Genomic DNA, 19,780 nt, shown 5'->3' with positions numbered 1-19,780 from the left:
ACTTGGGGGCAGCATCGCAAGATGCTGCCCCTTTTTTTGCTCCCGAAGGGCACGCGCAAGAACGCCCCCGCTTTCGCGGAGGCGTTTTCGAAGTCGGCGCTAATGGAATTAGAGGCGCAGGCCTGCGGTTTCGTCGAGGCCGGCCATCAGGTTCAGCGATTGCACTGCCGCGCCACTGGCGCCCTTGCCCAAGTTGTCCAGTACGGCAACCAAGCGGGCCTGTTCGCCGTCGGCGCTGCCCATGACGTGAAGGGCAAGACCGTCCCATGGCTCCATCGCAGCGCGCAGCAGCATCTCGCCGTCGGCAGGAAGATCCTGCGCCACGGTCACCACCTGCGAGCCGTCATAGAACTGCGTGAGAGCAGCGCGCAGCAATTCGGCTGGCACGTTGCCGGGCATGACGCCCAGCGGCAGCGGAATCTCGACGACCATGCCGCGATGGGCATTGACCACGGCCGGGCTGAACAGCGGGGCGATGGCCGTGCCGGTGTAGCGCTGCATTTCGGGGATGTGCTTGTGGCCGAAGGTCAGTCCATAGCCGCGCCAGGCGATGTCGGTGTCCTGCTCGAACCGGCCGATCAGCGCCTTGCCGCCGCCGGAGTAACCCGTGACCGCGTTGCAGCTGTAGGGCCATGCGGCGGGCAGGAGACCATTGTGGACGAGCGGCGCCAGCAGGCCGATGAAGCCGGTCGGATAGCAGCCGGGGTTCGAAACGCGCTTGGCTTCCGCAACCGTCTCGCGCCCGACGATCTCGGGAAAACCGTAGGTCCAGCCCTCGGCCACGCGGTGTGCGGTCGAAGCGTCGATCACCTTGGTGCGATCATTGCGGATCATCGCCACGGCATCGCGTGCAGCGTCATCGGGCAGGCACAGGATCACCACGTCGGCATCATTGATCGCCTCGGCGCGCGCGGCATCGTCCTTGCGGCGCGCATCGTCGAGCGCAATCAGGGTGAATTCGCTGCGGCCCGCAAGCCGCTCGGCGATTTCGAGGCCAGTGGTGCCGGCGGCCCCGTCGATGAAGACTGACGTGGTCATGCGGAAGCCTCCAACTGGCTCATCTCGACATAGCCGACGAGCAGATCGGATCGGGCCTGCCCCCAGGCCCAGCCGCCTGCCATGTCGAGAACGTCGAACACTTCGCCGGCCGCCAGCGCGCGCAGTTCCGCCGCATCCTGCTTGCCCGCCGCGCGAAGCACCGTTTCGGCCTTCACGCCATGCGCCATCGGCACCGCATAGTGCGGCACGAAGTATTTTCCGGCGAGACCGATATGCGCAAGATCGCCGCGCACGGGCAGGTGCGGCTTGTCCGAACGATCAGCCGCTCGCGAAAGCTGGAGCTGGCCGGTGGGCAGTTCGGTGGAAAGAGGCATGGCTTCGACGGTCAATTCACGGTGTCCCCGCAGCAGGAAAGCCGGGCGATTAGCGGCGCCCGCGTCATCAGGCAAGCTATGGTGCACTTGTCCGCCCCTCAGCCGTAGCGTGCCTTGAGCAGGCCCCACGCCGCACGCAGGCCCAGGGCATCGCCACCCTTGGGTCGGCCGGGCTTTCCAACAGGGCGCCAGGCGAAAGTATCGAAGTGCACCCAGTCGATCCCCTCGCCGACAAACCGGTCAAGAAACAGCGCGGCAACACTGGCGCCGGCAAATCCGTTGGCCGGCGAATTCTGCAGGTCCGCGACGTCGGACTTGAGGTACTCGCGGTAGCCTTCGTGCAGGGGGAGTTGCCAGCAGGGGTCGTCGAGTTGCCGTCCTGCCTCGAGGAGTTGGGTGGCAGTTGGAGATTGCCGCGCGAACATCGCCGGGAGGTCCGGCCCCAGCGCAACGCGCGCCGCGCCGGTCAATGTGGCGAAGTCTATGACGAGTTCCGGCTTCATTTCCGTCGCGCGGGTCAGCGCGTCGCCCAGTACCAGCCGCCCCTCGGCGTCGGTGTTGGTGATCTCGACCGAGAGCCCGGCACGCGACCGGAGGATGTCGCCCGGCCGGAACGCGTTGCCGGAGATCGCGTTTTCAACCGCAGGAACAAGCACGTGCAGCCGGACCTTCAAGCCCATCGTCATGATCAGACCGGCCAGCGCCAGCGCATGCGCCGCCCCGCCCATGTCCTTCTTCATCAGCGCCATCCCCGAGGAAGGCTTGATATCGAGCCCGCCCGAATCGAAGCACACGCCCTTCCCCACGATCGCAACGCGCGGGTGCTTTGCATCGCCCCACGTCATCTCGATCAGACGCGGGGCGTGGCTGCGCGCGGCGGCACGGCCGACGGCGTGGACCATCGGGTAGTCATGCTCGAGCGCATCGCCCGAGACGACGTGAACCTCCGCGTGATGACGCTTGGCGAGCGCGCGCGCCTCGGCTTCAAGCTGAAGCGGACCCATGTCCTCGGCGGGGGTGTTGACGAGATCGCGGACCACGAGGACGGCAGTTGCCTCAGCGATCGCAGGCTCGATCAGCGCCACGTCCTTGGTCAGCAGGATGCGCGGTTCTGCGTCCTTGGCGTCCTTGCGGTAGCGGTCAAAGCGGTACTGGCCGGTGATCCAGCCGTGAAGCGCCTTCCCGGGCTCCCCGCCTGCGCGGCGATAGGTGCCGCCGGGGAGCACGTCGGCAAGCTTGGCCATGCACCACGACGACAGGTCATTGACATTGGCAACGCCCGCCACGGCGAACCAGCTATCGCCATCGGGGACGATAGCGTGTTCGTAGCCGCCGCCTTCGAACTTCTGCGCGGAAAGGGCCGCGCGCTGGCCTGCGTTAAGCCCCTTGAGGAAGTCGGCAAGGGTAGCCTTGTCGACGAGGTGGAGCGCCGTTGCCGGTTGGCCGCGATCGGGCTGGATCAGTGCTTGTCTGTCGGTCATCTTGGCCAAGGTCATGCCGCATGGCGCGGCGCGTTGCGAGAGGAATTTGCCTGATGCGAGTGCTGTTGCTGACCCCGCTGGCGCTGCTGGCCGCCTGTTCGGCAGAGAAAGCCCCTGCCCCGGCGCCGAGCACTGAGGCGGCCGTCGCCGCGCCGATGCCGCCGCAGCCGCCTGCACAGACGCCAGTTACCGCGCGCGAGGTGCACGAGGAGAACGACCTCTATGTGTTCGACTACTCCTATCCGGCAAGCGCGGGGACGGTCCCGGCCCTGAAGGCCTTGCTGGACGGCAAACTCGACGAAGCGCGCACGCGTCTGAAGGCCGAGGCGCAGGAGGGGCGCAAGGCGGCGACCGAAGGTGGCTTCCCGTTCCGCCCCTACAGCCACAGCGTGAAGTGGGAAGTGGTGACGGACCTGCCGGCGTGGCTGAGCATGTCGACCTTGGTGGGCTTCGATTCAGGCGGAGCGCACCCGAACTATATGTTCGACGCACTGCTGTGGGACCGGATTGCAGCCAAGCGGCGAGCGGCGGTGGAGCTGTTCACTTCCAAGGCAGCGCTGGCCGCAGCCCTGCGCGAGCCGTTCTGCAAGGACCTTGATCGCCAGCGTGCGAAGAAGCGCGGGGGACAGGATGGGGGCTTGCCCGAGTTCGACGAGTGCATCGATCCGACCGAACAGACGGTGATCCTCGGCTCGTCCAACGGCAAGGCGTTCAACCGCATCGGCATTCTGATCGCGCCCTACGCGGCAGGTCCCTATGTCGAAGGGGATTACGAGGTCACGTTGCCGGTGACGCAGAAGGTGCTCGATGCGGTTCGGCCCGAATTCAAGGCCGCCTTCGTCGCGGGATGAAATGGCCTCTGCGAACACCTCGCAATTTGCCGGCATTGTCGCTACATGGGTGGCATGACCGAATATCTGACTGTTGACGACCACGACGTCCTGCTGCGCGACGGCACGATCAAGCTTCATGGGCCTGCGGGCTTCGAAGGGATGCGCAAGGCTGGCCGCCTCGCCGCCGAGATCCTCGATGCACTGGCCCCGCTGGTCGTGCCCGGCGTGCGGACCGACCATCTTGACGACGTGGTCCGGCAGATGACTCTGGATGGCGGCGCCGTCCCGGCAACGCTGGGCTACCGCGGCTATACCCATTCGTGCTGCATCTCGATCAACCACGTCGTCTGCCACGGCATCCCGTCGGACAAGACGCTCAAGGACGGCGACATCGTCAATATCGACGTGACCCCGCTGCTCGATGGCTGGCATGGCGACAGCAGCCGCATGTACCTCGTCGGCGACGTGCCGTTGAAGGCAAAGCGCCTGGTCGACGTGACTTACGAGTGCCTGATGATCGGGATCGAGCAGGCCAAGCCGGGTGCGCGGCTCGGCGACATCGGCGCGGCAATCCAGGCCCATGCCGAAAAGCAGCGCTATGGCGTGGTGCGCGAGTTTTGCGGCCATGGTCTGGGCCGCCTGTTCCACGATGCGCCCGAAGTGGTCCACGCCGCGCGCGCCGGAACCGGGCCGGAACTCAAGCCGGGCATGTTCTTCACGATCGAACCGATGATCAACCTCGGCAAGCCCGGCGTGAAGATCCTCGACGATGGCTGGACGGCCGTCACGCGCGACCGCTCGCTCTCGGCGCAGTTCGAACATTCGATCGGCATCACCGAGGATGGTTGCGAGATCTTCACCGCAAGTCCGAAGGGTCTGGACAAGCCGCCCTACGCAGCTTGACCATATCAGGTCTGCCTAAAAATAAGGCAGCGCATGCGCAAAATTTGTGCATGATTTGAACAAGCTCACGCAATCTTGCGTATGGAAGCCTTGCGCATTCGATTCAAATCTTGCCGAGCCCCTGATTTTACGGCTTTCGCGTTGCAGCGCGATGGCCTAGTGCTTGCCCTCAGCGCGTGGCACGATTCTTGTAACGTCGTTGCCACACACGGGATGAATTGCCGAAACGCCGCCCTTGGCGCTTCGGCCCGCGTTGCAGGGGTCTGAACGACGTGAAAAAGGTCGAAGCGATCATCAAGCCCTTCAAGCTCGATGAAGTGAAGGAAGCGCTGCACGAAATCGGCGTATCGGGCATCACGGTGACCGAAGCCAAGGGCTTTGGCCGCCAGAAGGGCCATACCGAACTCTATCGCGGTGCCGAATACGTCGTCGATTTCCTGCCCAAGGTGAAGCTCGAGGTCGTCGTGGGCGACGCGCTGGTTGACCGCGTGGTCGAAGCGATCGCCGCCGCAGCGCAGACCGGCCGCATCGGCGATGGCAAGATCTTCGTGATCCCGATCGAGAGCGCCCTGCGCATCCGCACCGGTGAGCGCAACGACGACGCTATCTGATTACAACACCAGAACAAGTTTGATGCCGCGACGGGCCTGACCCGCCGGGCAGCATAGCGGGGGTGGGCCTGTGGACGGGCAAGCCTCCAGACGACAACCACCCCAGATACCCTCCGGAGCTCTCCACCGGAGGCAATGAAGAAGAAGGACCAGCGATGGCAACTGCAAAGGACATCCTCGCCCGCATCAAGGACGAGGAAATCGAATGGGTCGACCTGCGCTTCACTGACCCGAAGGGCAAGTGGCAGCACCTGACCATGGTCTCGACCGTTCTCGGCGAAGACGAACTGGAAGACGGCCTGATGTTCGACGGTTCGTCGATCGAAGGCTGGAAGGCCATCAACGAGTCGGACATGATCCTCAAGCCCGACCTCGACTCGGTCTATGTCGATCCGTTCTCGGCCTCGCCGATGCTGATCATCTGCTGCGACATCGTTGAGCCGTCGACCGGCGAACTCTACGCCCGCGACCCGCGTTCGACCGCCAAGCGCGCAGAAGCCTTCGTCAAGTCGGCCGGTTTCGGTGACACCGTCTACGTCGGTCCGGAAGCCGAGTTCTTCCTGTTCGACGACGTCAAGTTCTATGACGGCTATGACGGCAACGGCTTCAAGATCGACGACATCGAGCTGCCGACCAACTCGGCCAAGGACTACGAAGGCGGCAACCTCGGCCACCGTCCGCGCGCCAAGGGCGGTTACTTCCCGGTCGCTCCGGTCGACAGCTGCGTCGACATCCGCGGCGAGATGGTCCGCACGATGATCGAAATGGGCCTGCCCTGCGACAAGCACCACCACGAAGTGGCCTCGGCGCAGCACGAACTCGGCCTGACCTTCGGCACGCTGGTGCAGACGGCTGACCGCATGCAGGTCTACAAGTACGTCGTGCAGCAGGTCGCCCATGCCTATGGCAAGACCGCCACGTTCATGCCGAAGCCGATCAAGACCGACAACGGTTCGGGCATGCACACCCACATCTCTATCTGGGACGGTGGCAAGCCGCTCTTCGCAGGCAACGGCTATGCCGGTCTGTCGGAAATGTGCCTGTACTTCATCGGCGGCGTGATCAAGCACGCCAAGGCGCTGAACGCCTTCACCAACCCGACCACCAACAGCTACAAGCGTCTGGTGCCGGGCTATGAAGCCCCCGTGCTGCTCGCCTACTCGGCCCGCAACCGTTCGGCCTCGTGCCGCATCCCTTACGGCGCTGGCGCCAAGGCGAAGCGCGTCGAGTTCCGCTTCCCCGACGCGATGGCCAACCCCTACCTGTGCTATGCAGCGCTGCTGATGGCTGGCCTCGACGGGATCAAGAACAAGATCCACCCTGGCGAAGCCATGGACAAGAACCTGTACGACCTGCCGCCGGCAGAACTCGCCCAGGTCCCGACCGTTTGCGGCAGCTTGCGTGAAGCGCTGGAAAGCCTCGAAGCCGACTACGACTTCCTGCTCCAGGGTGGCGTGTTCACCAAGGACCAGATCGATGCGTACATCGAACTGAAGTGGCCGGAAGTGATGCGTTGGGAAACCACGCCGTCGGCCGTCGAATTCGACATGTACTACTCGCTCTGATCCACAAGATCAGCGAGAAGCCGAAAAGGGGCGTCCGGGAAACCGGGCGCCCTTTTGGTTTTAAAGGCCGCCTGCAGCGGGAAACGCCCGAGATTGTGATTTTATCCACAGGCGCCGGAGATTTTGCGACGAAGCGAGACGAGCTGTGATTGCCGCAGGATGAACGGAGGGCGCCAAGACTCCTCGAATCCCCCGAAATCCTTAGTGATGCTGCCCATGATAAAGAACGCGGTCGCAGCATTCCTGGCATTCTTCGCAGTCGTCGCCCTGCCGACCGCTGCCCAGGCCCGCCTTCAGTGCGTGACCTACGCCCGCCAGATTTCGGACGTCCAGATCAGCGGCAACGCCCGTGACTGGTGGAACAACGCCGCAGGGACCTATGAACGCGGCCAGCAGCCGAAGGCAGGCGCCGTCCTCGCCTTCAATGGTACGCGCGCGATGCCCTATGGCCACGTCGCCGTCGTCCGCAAGGTGGTTGACGATCGCCACATCCTGATCGACCACGCCAACTGGTCGGGCCCGGGCATGGTCGAAAAGGGCGTGATGGCGGTTGACGTTTCGGCCGCTGGCGACTGGAGCGAAGTGCGCGTGTGGTACGCGCCGACCAAGTCGGTCGGCCTGCGCGCCAGCCCGGCCCATGGCTTCATCTATCCCCGCACCATGACGGCGGACGCTTCGGGCGCCACTTCGGCCAAGGGCTGAAGCCGCACTAGCCGCACCTTTGCCACCGACAAGGCGGCAATTGCATTTGCAAGTCACGCGGCGGGCCTGCACTCTTCCCTGAAAGGAGAGCTGCCCATGCCGTTCCGCCATACCATTATCGCCTCGGCACTTTGCCTCATCGCGACGCCAGCAGCAGCTGCCGATCCGATGACCGACGCGCAGGTAGAGGAGCTTTCCGCGGCAATTTTCAACGACATCATCGCCGGCAAGCCCGCGGTGGCTATCGACAAGGCCGACCAGCTGATTGCTGCGTTCAACGTCCGCCAGGCAAAGCGCGCACTCGCGTGTGCAGAATCGCACGAGCAGGCCGAAGCGCTGGCGAAGAAGAACGATGCCGAAGTGACGTTGGAGCTGACGATCGTCGGCCCGGCATGGTGCGACGGATACTTCTACAAGGGCTATGCGCTGATCGATCTTGGCCGTGGGCGCGAAGCGCTGCCGTGGCTGCAACTGGCGCATGACCGAGCCCCGCTCAACGCGCACTACACCAACGAACTGGCGGAATGGTTCAAGGCGCAACGCGATTGGCAGCGTTCGTTCGGACTGTTCGAAGAAGCGCTGAAGTCAGCCGACACCGCACCGGAGGGCCAGCGCGCGCCATACAAGGCGCGGGCACTGCGTGGCATGGGCTTCAACAAGATCGAGATGGGCCAGCTCGACGATGCCGAAAGGCTGTTCAACGAGTCCCTGACCTACCAGCCCGACAGCCCGGCGGCAGCCAACGAGCTCAAGTACATTAAGCAGATGCGCGGCGAGCCCAATACCTGATCAGGCAGTACGGCGGTTTTCCATTGCTGCTGGCTCCAGCAGGGCGCGCGCTTCCTCCAGCGGCATGGCCTGCCAGAACAGGTGGCCCTGGATCATCTGGCAGCCGGCAGCCTGAACCAGCGCGCGCTGCATCGGCGTTTCGACGCCTTCGGCCACGACTTTCATGCGCAAGGTGTGCCCCAGAGAAACGATCGCGCGCAGGATCGAGTGCGCATCAAGATCGGCTTCGATGTTCTGCACGAACGAACGATCGATCTTGATCCGGTCAAACTGGAACGAGCGGAGGTAACTGAGCGACGAGTAGCCGATCCCGAAGTCATCGAGGGCGATGCGGAAGCCGCGATACTTCAACCCTTTGAGCACGTCGACCACATGCTCGCTGCGATCCAGCATGACCCCTTCGGTCACTTCGAGCACGAACCGGCGCGGATCGGCCCCGGTTTCGCGGACCAGTCGGTCGATCTCCGGCAGGAAATCGCTCGCCATGATCTGCAGCGGCGACAAGTTCACCGAGATGTCGCAATCCGGCCAGTCGCGGCAATCCTCGAAGACCCGGCGCAGGACCCATTGCCCCAGCGGCATCATCAGACCTGCCTGCTCGGCAATCGGCACGAACAGGCCCGGACGGATCGGTCCGCGCTCGGGATGCGACCAGCGCAGCAGCGCCTCGAAGCCCTCCACTGCACCATCCGTGGCGTTCACGATCGGTTGATAGGCCAGCGCGAGTTCGTCGCGATTGATCGCGCGACGCAGCTCCATCTCCATGTCGCGCCGCAGCTTGACCGAAGCATCCATGTCGCGCGTGAACCTGCGGTAGCGCGCCCGGCCCCGCTGCTTTGCCCGATAGAGCGCGATGTCGGCACGCCGCAGCAGCTCGCCGGGATCCTCGCTCTGCTCCGGCCCCCAGCTTATCCCGCAAGACAGGCTGACTTCGAGATTGTTGCCCGAAATCACGAACGGTTCGAGGGCCAGCGCCATCAATTGCCGCCCAAGCATGTCGGCTGCGGCGCGCCCGCCCGTGGAGCGCCGCAACAGCACGAATTCGTCGCCCCCGAAGCGGGACAGGAAATCGCCCGGTGGAAGCGAACGGCGCAAGCGCAGGGCCACCTGCCGCACCAGCTCATCGCCGACATGGTGGCCAAGCGTATCATTCACGACCTTGAAGCGGTCGATATCCAGATAGGCGATGAAAACGTCGCCCAGCTCCGGCCGCTCGATACAGGCCGACAGTTCCTGTCGCAGCCGCTGCATGAAATGGGCGCGATTCGGCAGTCCCGACATCGCATCGTGCAAGGCGTTGTGCTGCGCCTGCGCTTCACTGGCAATGAGTTCGCTGGTCGTCCGCCGCATCCGGCGCACGATGATCGCGCCGCCGGCCACGACACCCATGAAGAACAGGATATAGACTGCAAGCAGCGGAGCCGTCTGGCGCAGGATCGCCGGACCCGGGGGCTTTGCGATCCACGAAAACCATCCGATGCGCTCGCCCTCCAGGTTCGTGACCTCGAGCGAGTTGCGCTTGGCGTCCTCATCCGGCGTCTGGTCGAACCGGACATCGTCGAGCAACAGCGCCGACTGGAGATCGGCAATCATGCGCGCATCGACCTGGCGCACTAGGACAATGTAATCCGGGGGACCCTTGAGCAACGAGGCCGTCACGTCCGGGACTATCGAGGCCGCCGCTATGAGTGCGGGCTGCTTGTCAAAATTGTCCATCGAAGCTGCGGCGCGGCCGATCGGCAGGCCCTTGTCAGTGTACGGCCAGCGTACATCGCCCAACTGCCGCCATTCGCCGACTTTCTCTGATCCCGGATCGTCCTTCAGGGATTGTCCGATCAAGCCTGCAACCTTTGACCCGATCTGTTGGTAGCGGCAGTCTTGCGTGATCTTGCCGGCCTTCCAGCAGCGCACCAGCGTGCCGTCGAACCTGACATGGTAAATCCGGTCGATGCGATGGCTGCCCCAGAAGTAGCCCGCCAGGTAGTTGCGCGCCCAAGCCTCGGCGTCGGACGAGTTGAGCTTTACAACGGCCTCGTCCCACATGATCTGAAGCCGATCGGCTTCCATGATCTGGCGCTCGCTCCGCTCGATAAAGCGATGGACCAGCCGCTGCTCTTCCTGGCGGGTGAAAACATCGGCAATGTTGGTCGAATTGACGAAAGCCGCAACCAGCGCGGTTGTCAGCGCGACAAGCGCGAGAAAGGTGCCCACGACGATCCATACGGCGCCGCGTGCCCCGGTGTGGCGATGCCGCGGCGCGGCGCGACTGAGGGTAGGTACCGTCCCCATCCGACCTTCTCTAGAGGCCGCTTCCGAAGAAATCGTTATCAATCCGGAAGTTCGTTCTCGTAGACGCCATCGGAAGCGCTATTCGGAACCCGGCGCGAATTGGCGGGTTGGGATATCAGGCGGGCGCGGGCGGGAGGAACGCAGCGGAGATCGTCACATGCTTCTCACCATTGCCTTGATTCTCTTTGTCCTTTGGGCGCTTGGCGTGTTCGCCTTCAAGGTTACCGCAGCCTTCATTCATGTCGTCCTGGTCATCGCCATCCTGATCGGGCTGGTCCACCTCTTTCGCGGGCGCAGGATTTGACGCGGCAATATGACATGATCCGGCAGGCCTGACCGGTTGCGGAATGCAACGCACGCACCTACTTTTCCGAAGGCAAAGGGCCGGACGATCGGTTCGGCCCGCTCACTTCGGGAGAGACGGCAATGCGCGAGAGGCTGCAGCACTACATCGACGGCAAATGGGTCGACAGCGAAGGTGGCACGCGCCACGAAGTGATCAACCCGGCAACCGAAGAGCCGATTTGCGCAATCACGCTAGGGACGCAGGCCGATGTCGACAAGGCAGTGGCCGCTGCACAGCGTGCGTTCAAGACCTTCAGCAAGACCACGCGTGAAGAGCGCCTTGCCCTGATGGATCGCATCGTCGCCGAGTTCAAGAAGCGCGCACCCGACCTTGCCGTTGCGATGGCCGAGGAAATGGGCGCTCCGGTCAGCTTTGCCGGCACGGCACAGGTCGGCGCGGGAATCGGCGGATTTCTGGGCACGATGGCTGCGCTCAAGAACTTCAACTTCATGGAAGACAACGGCGCCTACAAGGTCGCTTACGAGCCGATCGGCGTTGTCGGCATGATTACCCCGTGGAACTGGCCGCTCAATCAGATCGCGCTGAAGGTTGCACCTGCGCTGGCGGCAGGCAACACGATGATTCTGAAGCCTTCCGAAGAGTGCCCCACCAATGCGGCCATCTTTGCCGAGATCCTTGACGCGGCAGGCGTTCCGCCCGGCGTCTTCAACCTCATTCAGGGCGATGGGCCGGGCGTAGGCACGGCAATCAGTTCGCACCCCGGTATCGACATGGTCAGCTTCACGGGTTCCACCCGCGCCGGCATTCTCGTCGCCAAGGCAGCCGCCGACACGGTCAAGCGCGTGCATCAGGAGCTTGGCGGCAAGTCGCCCAACCTCGTCCTGCCCGACGCCGATTTTGCCAAGTATCTCCCGTCGACCGCTTCGGGCCCGTTGGTCAACACCGGCCAGTCGTGCATCTCGCCGACCCGCATCCTTGTGCCCAAGGAGCGCGAGGCCGAAGCCGCAGCGTTCGTTTCGGCGATGTATTCCGCAACGCCAGTCGGCGATCCGCTGCAGGAAGGCCAGCACCTTGGCCCGGTGGTGAACAAGGCGCAGTTCGACAAGATCCGCGGGCTGATCCAGTCCGCCATCGACGAAGGCGCGAAGCTCGAGACCGGTGGGCCCGACCTGCCTGCGAACGTCAACCGTGGCTACTACATCAAGCCGACCGTGTTCTCCGGCGTCACGCCGGACATGCGCATCGCGCAGGAGGAGATCTTCGGCCCCGTTGCCACGATCATGACCTACGACGATCTCGAACAGGCCATCGAGATTGCCAATGACACCGCCTATGGCCTTTCGGCCTGCATCACCGGTGACCCGGCCAAGGCGGCGGAAGTGGCCCCTGCCCTGCGCGCCGGCATGGTCGCGATCAACAACTGGGGTCCGACGCCGGGCGCTCCGTTCGGCGGCTACAAGCAGTCGGGCAATGGCCGCGAAGGTGGCCTCTACGGCCTGAAGGACTTCATGGAAATGAAAGCGATCAGCGGTTTGCCGGCCTGATCCACCACAATAAACGAAAAGCTGGAGGGGCTGCTCGCAAGAGTGGCCCCTTTCGCTTTGTGGGTATCAGTAGTCCTTGCTGACCTTGAGGTTGAGGCTTTCGTCGCCAATCGTCGAAACCGTACCCAGCAGGGCTAGCCAGCGGGTTATCCGAAATTCGACGGATGTCGCGTTGTAGCCCGCGCCATCGGTCACGAGTTCGACGAAGAAGCGGCGTCCGATGTACTTGCCCACGGCAATACTGGTCCCCGATCCCACTGTCGGGTCGGCGCCGACAATACGCAGACGGTCGAGGCCAATCGCGGCACGCAGCTTGTTGATCGGGTCAAGCCCGCCACCACCGCGCAAACTGGCCAGGGCCGAAGCCAGTTGCACAGCTTCGGGCGCGGAAATCTGCGAGATCGAGCTGCCGAACAGAATGCGGCTGAGCAGTTCCTCCTCCGGCAGCGAGGGTGTCGACGAGAATGCGATGATCGGCTTGTTGCCGGTGCCGGTGATCGAAATCTTGGCGTTGATATTGTTGGCATCGCCCTCGGCGATGATGTCCAGTTGCGGGTCTACCGGGACTTCACCGGTAAAGCGGATGCGCCCGCGCGTCAGTTCAAAGCGCTTGCCGGCAAATTCATAGCCACCTCGCACCAGATCGGCGGTGCCGATGATCTGCGGCGCGGCGGTCGTGCCGCGCAGGCGAATATCGGCGCCCCACTCGCTTTCAAGACCAAGCCCGCGCACATCGATGCGATTGGCGCCCGATGCGTCGATCAGGAAGCGCCAGGGCGCTGCGGCAGCCCTGGCCGGGGCGGCATCGGCAGGGGCATTGATCTGGCGCGTGGCGATGACCGGCAGTTCCTGCACCGCGCTCGCCCGGCCCAGTGCCCAGCGCGCACTTTCGATCCGCACCCGGCCGGCAATGGTTCCGCCCACGCCATTGCTGACGATGCGCAAGGGCCCGGTGACGGTCGCCGCCATGTCATCGCGCGAGATCAGTTGCGCGTTACGTGCAGAGAGCTTGAGATCGATCGTCGGACCATGTTCGGATAGTTCCGCAAGCCCGATCGTGCCACTTCCGCTGACCCTGCCGCCATTGGTGGTTACCCCGGAGAAACTCGCCAGCTGCAGCCGGGAATCGGTAAAGGTGCCCGTCACTTCGACCTGCCGGAGATCGGTGCCGGTAAGCGTGCTCTGCACACGCAACCCTTTCGAGGCGACCGCGCCCTGCAGTACCGGCGCGGTAATGGAACCCGAGATATCGGCCCGCACGCCCAATGGCCCGGTAAGATCGAAAATCTCCACGCCTGACAGGCGCCAGAGCGATTCCGCTGGTCCGGAATAGCGGAGCTGCCCGGCAAGCCGTCCGCTCTCGAGCCGGTCCATGAAACCGCCGCCGCGCGGCAAACCATTGACCACGGCCTGCAGACGACCGCGAATGTCATTGCCCTCGCGGATCACGGTTCGCATCTGCAAGGTTTCCGGATCGAGCTTGGCGACAAGCGCCAGATCGACGGGACGCGAGGTGAGGACCAGCCCCGAGCGCGACAGGCCCCGCACCATCAGCGCAGCATTGCCCGAAGGCGCGCCTTGCCCGTCATTGTTGTATTCAACGATGCCGGAAGCGACGCCGCCTAGGCCAAGATCGGCCACGACGATGTCCGCCACTGAAAGCGGCATGCGCGATAGCAGAAGACGCAATTGCGTCGGCCCGCCCAGAACGTGGCCTTCGGCAATCAGGATACCGCGCCCGAAGCCGATCTGGGTGGGGGAAAGACGCCAGCCGTCACCCTCACGCGTCAGGATCGCACGGCGCGGCATGCTGACTTGGCGCCCGGCGTATTCGCCCGAAACATAGGTCACGATCTGGTCGGGCGAGAAGGCAGCAGTGCCTTGCAGCGCGAACTGCGTACCTCTCCGGCCCGAGACCGAAGCGGTTACCGAACCACTCCCGTCCTGCAGATAGGCCGAGGCGGCAAGCTTGCCGATGAAGACCTTGCCCATGCCGATACCTTCGGCAAGCAGCGTGCCCTCGATGGTCGAATGCCCATCCTTGATCAGGCCGGTTGCGTCGATCTTGGCGTTACCGATGGACAAGGGCCGCGCCCCGCCGAACCGCGCATTGCGGGCGATGACGTTGGCATCGAAGCCTTGTCCGCCTGCACGCGGGCTGAGCAGCACCGTACCATTAAGTCCGCCGCCTGCCAGCGCGATCTGTCCGGCGACGCCGTCATTGCCAAGCGTGACACCGCCGGTCACGTCCGTCTGCCATACCCGGAACTGCTGGATGTCTATCCGGGTGCCCTGCCCAGGTGGCATGAACAGGCCCAGTGTCCCGGTGAACGGCCCCAGCGTGGAATCGCCTGCCGTCTCGAAACGGAACCCGTCCGCAATGGGCGAGAGCGCCACGCGCACGTCTTTCAAACCAGCAGCAGGAAGCGGGCTCGCGAACACCAGCACGGCGTTCGGACCTTCGTTGGTCATCGCCGCCTGCACGGTGAACGCCCCGTAATCGGCATGACGGCCACTGCCGGTCAGCGATGCCGCGCCGCCCGGCAGCACTTTGCCATCCAGCGCCATCTGCAGCTTGGCCGAAGTTATCCGAGCCTTGCGGAACGTCACTGGAATGCGCTCCCCCAGCGCAAGGCCGCCGGTGAAGCGCACGCCACCGCCGGTGAGCGTCTGCAATGTCGCGTTGTCGATCCGCGTCATACGCCCGGCAAGGTTTGCCTGCAGGGTCCACGGCACGCCATTGCCGATCTTGAACAGGATCTTCGCCGTGCCGTCGACTGCGCCAAGGTTCTGAATCGCGAATCCTCGAGCCACCACCGGCCCTGCCAGGGCATAGCCGCCGCGCGCCATGTCGCCGCTCAGCGCAAGGCGCGCGGCCAGGCCCTTCATCGTCAGCGCAAGATTGTCCGAAGTCAGGCGATTGCCGGCAAACACGAGATCACCATTGACGCGCGCACCGGGGAAGCGCGGATCGATCATGGCATTGCCGGTGACGACCCGCTGCGCGCTGACATTCAACGGCAGTACAAACCGCTTGCCGTCCCATGTCGCCGTGCCGGACGAGCGCAGGCCCTGCGCATCGAGAGTGCCGAGCCGCAGCCGCTGCACCGCCACTTGATGTTCGATGGCAAGATCGGAGAACGCACCATCAAGCGTTGCGTCGATCGCCACCCCAGCAAGCTGCGGGGCAGAAACCAGCCGTTCGGGCCTGAGCACCAATGCCCTGACCTTCAGATCTTCAGCCTCGTTGTTCGCAAGATCAAGCTTGCCCTCAGCCCGGACCTTGAAGGCATCACCTGCGGCGCGCAGCGTGCCGATAAAGGTCTTGTCGGCAAAGGTTCCGTCATACAGCAGCGAGAGCGTCTGCCCGACCGCTTGCCCCGCCGTGCCCTTGAGCATCTCGCCCGGCCAGACCTGGCCACCAAGGCTGTAGGCACCAGCGCGATTTGCGAGTTGAAACGCGGCCAACCGTTCCTCGCCAATGGTCGCGTAAGCCACGCCGTCCCAGCGCGTCCAACCGCCCTTGCCGCCAACACGCGCACGAATGTCGCTATCCGCGCCCAGCATCTTGGCCATCATGCCGTCGCGTGGCGCGTCGTAGGCAAGCTGGAGATCGAACTTGTTGCGATCAGGCTCGCTGTCGAGCCTGAACACCACGCGATCGCCCGCGACCTTTCCGTTGACGTCGACGATGGCGTGGCCCCCGCGGATATCCGCCTTGGCAAGCACATCGACGCGGCGCTTCTGCCCTGCCATGGCCGGAGATACCGTGAGGTTGTCGATGACCAGTCTATCAACACGGATGTCGAAGTTCGGGAGAATCGGCGCGTCAGGATCTTCGCTGGGCCGCAGCCGGGGCGCCCGGCGCAGCACGCCGCGATGCAAGGCAAGCAACCGCACGTCGAGCCCGGTCTTCAGCCAGGCAAGCGGTCGCCAGTCCAGTTCAGCTTCGGGCACGGTCAGGAAAACGCCTTCCGGATCGCTCACCCTGATGTCGCGCAGCTTCGCGGCTCCGTAGATGGACCCGTCGATCCGCCCGATCTCGATCCTGAGACCCGAACCTGGCGTGATGGCGGCAATGCGGTCCGCAAGCAGCCGGTGGCCGAGCGAGGAATCGAGAATGACCAAAGCAGCCAGCACCAGCGCGATGCCCGCCACGAACAGGATTGCCAGCCGCCGCGCCGCGCCGCGCACGAAACGCGACCTGCGCGATCGTATCGGCTTTGCCGGCTCGGCTGCAGGCTGGTCTGGCAGAGGCACTTCGTCCGCCATCAGAACGCCTGACCCAACGCGACATAGACGCCGATGCGGCTGTCGCCCTTCGACGGATTGAGCGGCGTTCCCAGATCGATGCGGATCGGGCCGAAGTTTGTTTCATAGCGCAGGCCGATGCCCGCGCCCACCTTGATGTCCCGCAAGCGCGGCGTCGTCGTCGTGTCCACTGCACCGGCATCAACAAACGGCACCAGGCTTACCGCGCCGCCCAGCAGTCCGGTTTTCACGCGCGCTTCAAGCGAGAATTCGCTCAAGGCGCGGCCTCCGCTCGGCTCGCCCGCCGTGTCGCGCGGGCCGATGAGCTGGAAGCCATAACCTCGCACCGACCCACCGCCGCCGGCATAAAACCGGCGCGACGGCGCGATGTTGGTGATCTCGGTTCCTAGGATCGTGCCGAACCGCACGCGCCCTGCCACCACCAGCTTCTCGCCCACCGGTTGGTAATAGCTGGCATCGAGCTGCGCCTTGCCGTAGCTCGACTTCACGCCATTCTGCACCGAGATTTCCGGAGAGACGCGCAGGCCCACGCGGAAACCGCGCGTCGGATCGAGCAGGTCGTCACTGCCGTCATAGGCTGCCCGCATCGGCAATGCGCCGATGAAATAGGTCTTGCGCGCCTGGCGGGCGAGGATCGCCGCAGCATCGCGTTCTCCCGTGGCAAGGATCTCGAGGCCTGCCGAGAACACCCATGGCTTCTGGAACAGCAGCGTCTGCTGCCGCTCAAGCCCGGCGGTAAACGAAACCGTCCGCGCCTCGAAAGCGCTGCTCGTCTGGTTGCGCGCATAGAGATCGGCATTGAGCACGAGATCGCGCGTCAGGAAATTGTTGCGGCGGAAGGTCAGGCCGGCAAGCTGCTCCTGCGTGCCTGCAACCCCGCGTACGCGCACCATGCCTTCGGGCGGGAAGAAGTTGCGGTGCTCCCAGCTGGCCTCGACACGGAAGCCCTCCCCGCTCGAATAACCGATCAGCCCGGCAATGGTCCTCAAAGGCGCAGGGGTGAGCGTTACATCGACGTCAACCGTTCCTGGCGTCTGCCCGTCAGGCTTTGCCACCTCACGAGCCTCGACCGTCAGCGAGGAAACCAGCCCGGTCGCCAGAATCGCCTGCCGCAGATCGTCGACTTCCGACCGTTTGAAGCGTTCACCCGGATCGAAGCGCGCAATCCGCTGCAGATGCTTGGCACTCAGGAAGCGATCGCGCGAGGAGTTGATCTTGCCGAACTGATAGACCCCGCCCGGCGTCACAGGCACCGTCAGATCGCCCTCGCGCCGTTCATGGTCGATCAGCAGGTCAGGGTCACCCAGCTTGGCGAAGGCATAGCCTGTCTCGCCCAGCGCCGTCTGCAACGAGAGGCGCTCGGCCACGATCCTGTCGCCGTTGATCGCGTCGCCGGGCTGGATCTTGAATGCCCCGCGCAGGGCCTCGTAATCGGGACCTGTCGACGAAAGCTCGCCCAGCGCAATCTGGCCGACCTTGTATTGTGGCCCCGGTTGCACGTCGAAGCGCACGATCACCTTCTCGACATCGATCGGCCCTGCAGCTTCGCCCTCGGCGCGATCACCAAGTCCCCCGAGGGTCTGGTAGATCTGCGCATCGTAATAGCCGTAGACGCGCATGACCTCGGCCAGCGTCTCGCGATCGGTCCGGGCGCGCCGGACGATCTGGGCAAGGTTGTCCTCGTCGTCGTCGAAGGATTTGAGGCTCGACAAGCCGGCAAACCGTTCGACGATGTCGCCTGCATCGGCAATGGCGTCCGTGCCGCGCGGGAACGCGACCTCCACCTGCTTACCCACGCGCGATACATCGGCATCGGCCAGCCGGACGCTGGCGGGCGCGTCACCCTCTTCCTGCCCCGGCAGGGCGTCGACCGCCGCATCGGTGGACTGCTCGGCCACGTCGATATCGGGATCGGGCGTGAGAGGCTGAATATCGGGAATTTCACTCCCGTCCGGCCACGGAATGGTCATGCCGGGAAGGTCCGGCATGGCGGTATCGGTCTCGATCTGCTCGATCACGGTCGCAGGCGGCGCACCCGTGCGCGCGGCTTCGGTATCAAGCGCCCAGGCATCCGCATTGTCGAGCGCGGAATCGGGGATCAGCGCCTCAAGCTCCTGATCCGCATCGCGCGATTGGGCAAAAGCCTGCACCGGCAGGGCCAGCAGCAGGACCGCCGCCAGGATGCGCGCCAGCGAAAGGTCAGGTGTGGGCGTAGCGCTCCTGCGCGCCATGAACCCCATCCTTGAGGCTGCCTTCGATGCCGCTTCGGGCAAGCTCGGCATCGGCCCCCTGCCGTGCAGCGACGGCGCGCTCGATGGCGCTGGCCTGTTCAGCAGGTTCGAACCGTTCCCAGCCATCGCGGCCCAGTTTCTCCATCGGGCGGAAGCGCACCTTGTATTGCATGCGCTCCGATCCTTCGACCCAGTAGCCGAGATAGACATACGGCAGGCCGACCTGGCCTGCTCGCTGGATATGGTCGAGGATGATGAAAGTGCCAAGCCCGGACCGCGTCTCGTGTTGTGGATCGTAGAAACTGTAAATCATCGAGAGGCCATCGCCCTGCTCGTCGGTCAGACAGGCCCCTACCAGTCTGCCCTGCGAACCGTCGGTGGTCGGCTCCCTGTATTCGATCACGTAACTCTTGACCGGGGTGTGTTCCACCATGTCCGCGAAGTCCATCTCGTCCATGGCTGCCATCCCCCCGCCCGGGTGACGCACGGCGAGATAACGCTGCAACAGCTCGAACTGTTCCGGAGTTGACCAAGGTTTGCACACACTTACGACAAGATCGCGGTTGCGCTTCCAGATCCGCTTCTGCGTTGACGAGGCGGTGAACGAACCGGCCACCACCCGCACCGAGATGCACGCTGTGCATTCGACGCAGCTGGGACGGTAGGCAACGGTCTGGCTGCGACGGAAGCCGATGCGGCCCAGCGCATCATTCAATTCATCCGCATTGGGGCCTTTTAGCTCGGTGAACACCTTCCGTTCGCTTCGCCCCGGCAGGTACGGACACGGCGCGGGGCTGGTTACGAAAAAGCGCGGGAAACGGACGGGCGCGGTCACGGCGGGGCTGATGCTCCTGAGGCCGGACTATCCGGCGTGTCAGCA

15 protein-coding genes are annotated in these 19,780 nt (G+C 64.2%); 8 read left to right on the top strand and 7 right to left on the bottom strand.

Annotated features, from left to right (window positions below; all coding sequences use genetic code 11):
- Positions 1-108 precede the first annotated feature (108 nt).
- The 3 genes from argC to HGI46_RS07350 form a co-directional block, all read right to left on the bottom strand.
- The gene (gene argC, locus HGI46_RS07360) at positions 109-1,038 is read right to left on the bottom strand and encodes an N-acetyl-gamma-glutamyl-phosphate reductase (RefSeq protein WP_168903659.1); all 930 of its coding nucleotides are present in this window, start codon (positions 1,036-1,038) and stop codon (positions 109-111) included.
- Complete coding sequence (locus tag HGI46_RS07355) at positions 1,035-1,373, bottom strand: SH3 domain-containing protein (RefSeq protein WP_162896163.1); 339 nt, start codon at positions 1,371-1,373, stop codon at positions 1,035-1,037. The genes argC and HGI46_RS07355 overlap by 4 nt, the downstream gene beginning before the upstream one ends.
- A 98-nt stretch (positions 1,374-1,471) precedes the next feature.
- A complete protein-coding gene (locus tag HGI46_RS07350) occupies positions 1,472-2,854 on the bottom strand; it encodes a leucyl aminopeptidase family protein (RefSeq protein ID WP_168903658.1) in 1,383 nt (460 codons plus the stop codon).
- Positions 2,855-2,907: 53 nt separating this feature from the next.
- Between HGI46_RS07350 and HGI46_RS07345 the strand changes: the two genes are divergently transcribed.
- From HGI46_RS07345 to HGI46_RS07320, 6 genes are all read left to right on the top strand, one after another.
- The gene (locus tag HGI46_RS07345; RefSeq protein WP_168903657.1) at positions 2,908-3,705 is read left to right on the top strand and encodes a DUF4163 domain-containing protein; all 798 of its coding nucleotides are present in this window, start codon (positions 2,908-2,910) and stop codon (positions 3,703-3,705) included.
- 54 nt (positions 3,706-3,759) lie between these two features.
- Positions 3,760-4,590: a type I methionyl aminopeptidase gene (gene map, locus HGI46_RS07340; RefSeq protein ID WP_206065591.1), complete on the top strand. Its 831-nt coding sequence runs from the start codon at positions 3,760-3,762 to the stop codon at positions 4,588-4,590.
- 272 nt (positions 4,591-4,862) lie between these two features.
- Positions 4,863-5,201, top strand: a complete 339-nt coding sequence (locus HGI46_RS07335) for a P-II family nitrogen regulator (RefSeq protein ID WP_039334174.1) — start codon at positions 4,863-4,865, stop codon at positions 5,199-5,201.
- A 155-nt stretch (positions 5,202-5,356) separates the two neighbouring features.
- Complete coding sequence (gene glnA, locus HGI46_RS07330; protein ID WP_168903655.1) at positions 5,357-6,766, top strand: type I glutamate--ammonia ligase; 1,410 nt, start codon at positions 5,357-5,359, stop codon at positions 6,764-6,766.
- Between the two features lie 216 nt (positions 6,767-6,982).
- Positions 6,983-7,468, top strand: coding sequence for a CHAP domain-containing protein (locus HGI46_RS07325; RefSeq protein WP_118074692.1), 486 nt, complete (start codon positions 6,983-6,985; stop codon positions 7,466-7,468).
- Between the two features lie 96 nt (positions 7,469-7,564).
- Positions 7,565-8,257 (top strand): tetratricopeptide repeat protein, encoded by a 693-nt coding sequence (locus HGI46_RS07320; RefSeq protein WP_168903654.1) that lies wholly within the window; start codon positions 7,565-7,567, stop codon positions 8,255-8,257.
- Here the strand turns inward: HGI46_RS07320 and HGI46_RS07315 are convergent, their stop codons facing one another.
- Complete coding sequence (locus HGI46_RS07315; protein ID WP_168903653.1) at positions 8,258-10,546, bottom strand: bifunctional diguanylate cyclase/phosphodiesterase; 2,289 nt, start codon at positions 10,544-10,546, stop codon at positions 8,258-8,260.
- Positions 10,547-10,703: 157 nt separating this feature from the next.
- Between HGI46_RS07315 and HGI46_RS07310 the strand changes: the two genes are divergently transcribed.
- On the top strand, positions 10,704-10,850 hold the full coding sequence (locus HGI46_RS07310; RefSeq protein ID WP_168903652.1) for a lmo0937 family membrane protein: 147 nt from the start codon (positions 10,704-10,706) through the stop codon (positions 10,848-10,850).
- A gap of 122 nt (positions 10,851-10,972) precedes the next feature.
- Positions 10,973-12,397, top strand: a complete 1,425-nt coding sequence (locus tag HGI46_RS07305) for an aldehyde dehydrogenase family protein (RefSeq protein ID WP_168903651.1) — start codon at positions 10,973-10,975, stop codon at positions 12,395-12,397.
- A 66-nt stretch (positions 12,398-12,463) separates the two neighbouring features.
- On the opposite strand, the gene HGI46_RS07300 is transcribed toward HGI46_RS07305, so the two are convergent.
- Genes HGI46_RS07300 through HGI46_RS07290 form a run of 3 tightly spaced genes read right to left on the bottom strand, consistent with a single transcriptional unit; the run spans position 12,464 to position 19,735 of the window.
- Positions 12,464-16,669: a translocation/assembly module TamB domain-containing protein gene (locus tag HGI46_RS07300; protein ID WP_168903650.1), complete on the bottom strand. Its 4,206-nt coding sequence runs from the start codon at positions 16,667-16,669 to the stop codon at positions 12,464-12,466.
- The gene (locus HGI46_RS07295) at positions 16,669-18,900 is read right to left on the bottom strand and encodes a BamA/TamA family outer membrane protein (protein ID WP_168903649.1); all 2,232 of its coding nucleotides are present in this window, start codon (positions 18,898-18,900) and stop codon (positions 16,669-16,671) included. Before HGI46_RS07295 ends, HGI46_RS07300 begins: the two co-directional genes overlap by 1 nt.
- Positions 18,869-19,735: an arginyltransferase gene (locus tag HGI46_RS07290; protein WP_168903648.1), complete on the bottom strand. Its 867-nt coding sequence runs from the start codon at positions 19,733-19,735 to the stop codon at positions 18,869-18,871. Before HGI46_RS07290 ends, HGI46_RS07295 begins: the two co-directional genes overlap by 32 nt.
- Between the last annotated feature and the right edge of the window lie 45 nt (positions 19,736-19,780).

The organism is Novosphingobium sp. ERW19 (assembly GCF_012641315.1).
Lineage (GTDB): Bacteria > Pseudomonadota > Alphaproteobacteria > Sphingomonadales > Sphingomonadaceae > Novosphingobium.
This window is presented reverse-complemented; position numbering and strand designations above follow the sequence as displayed.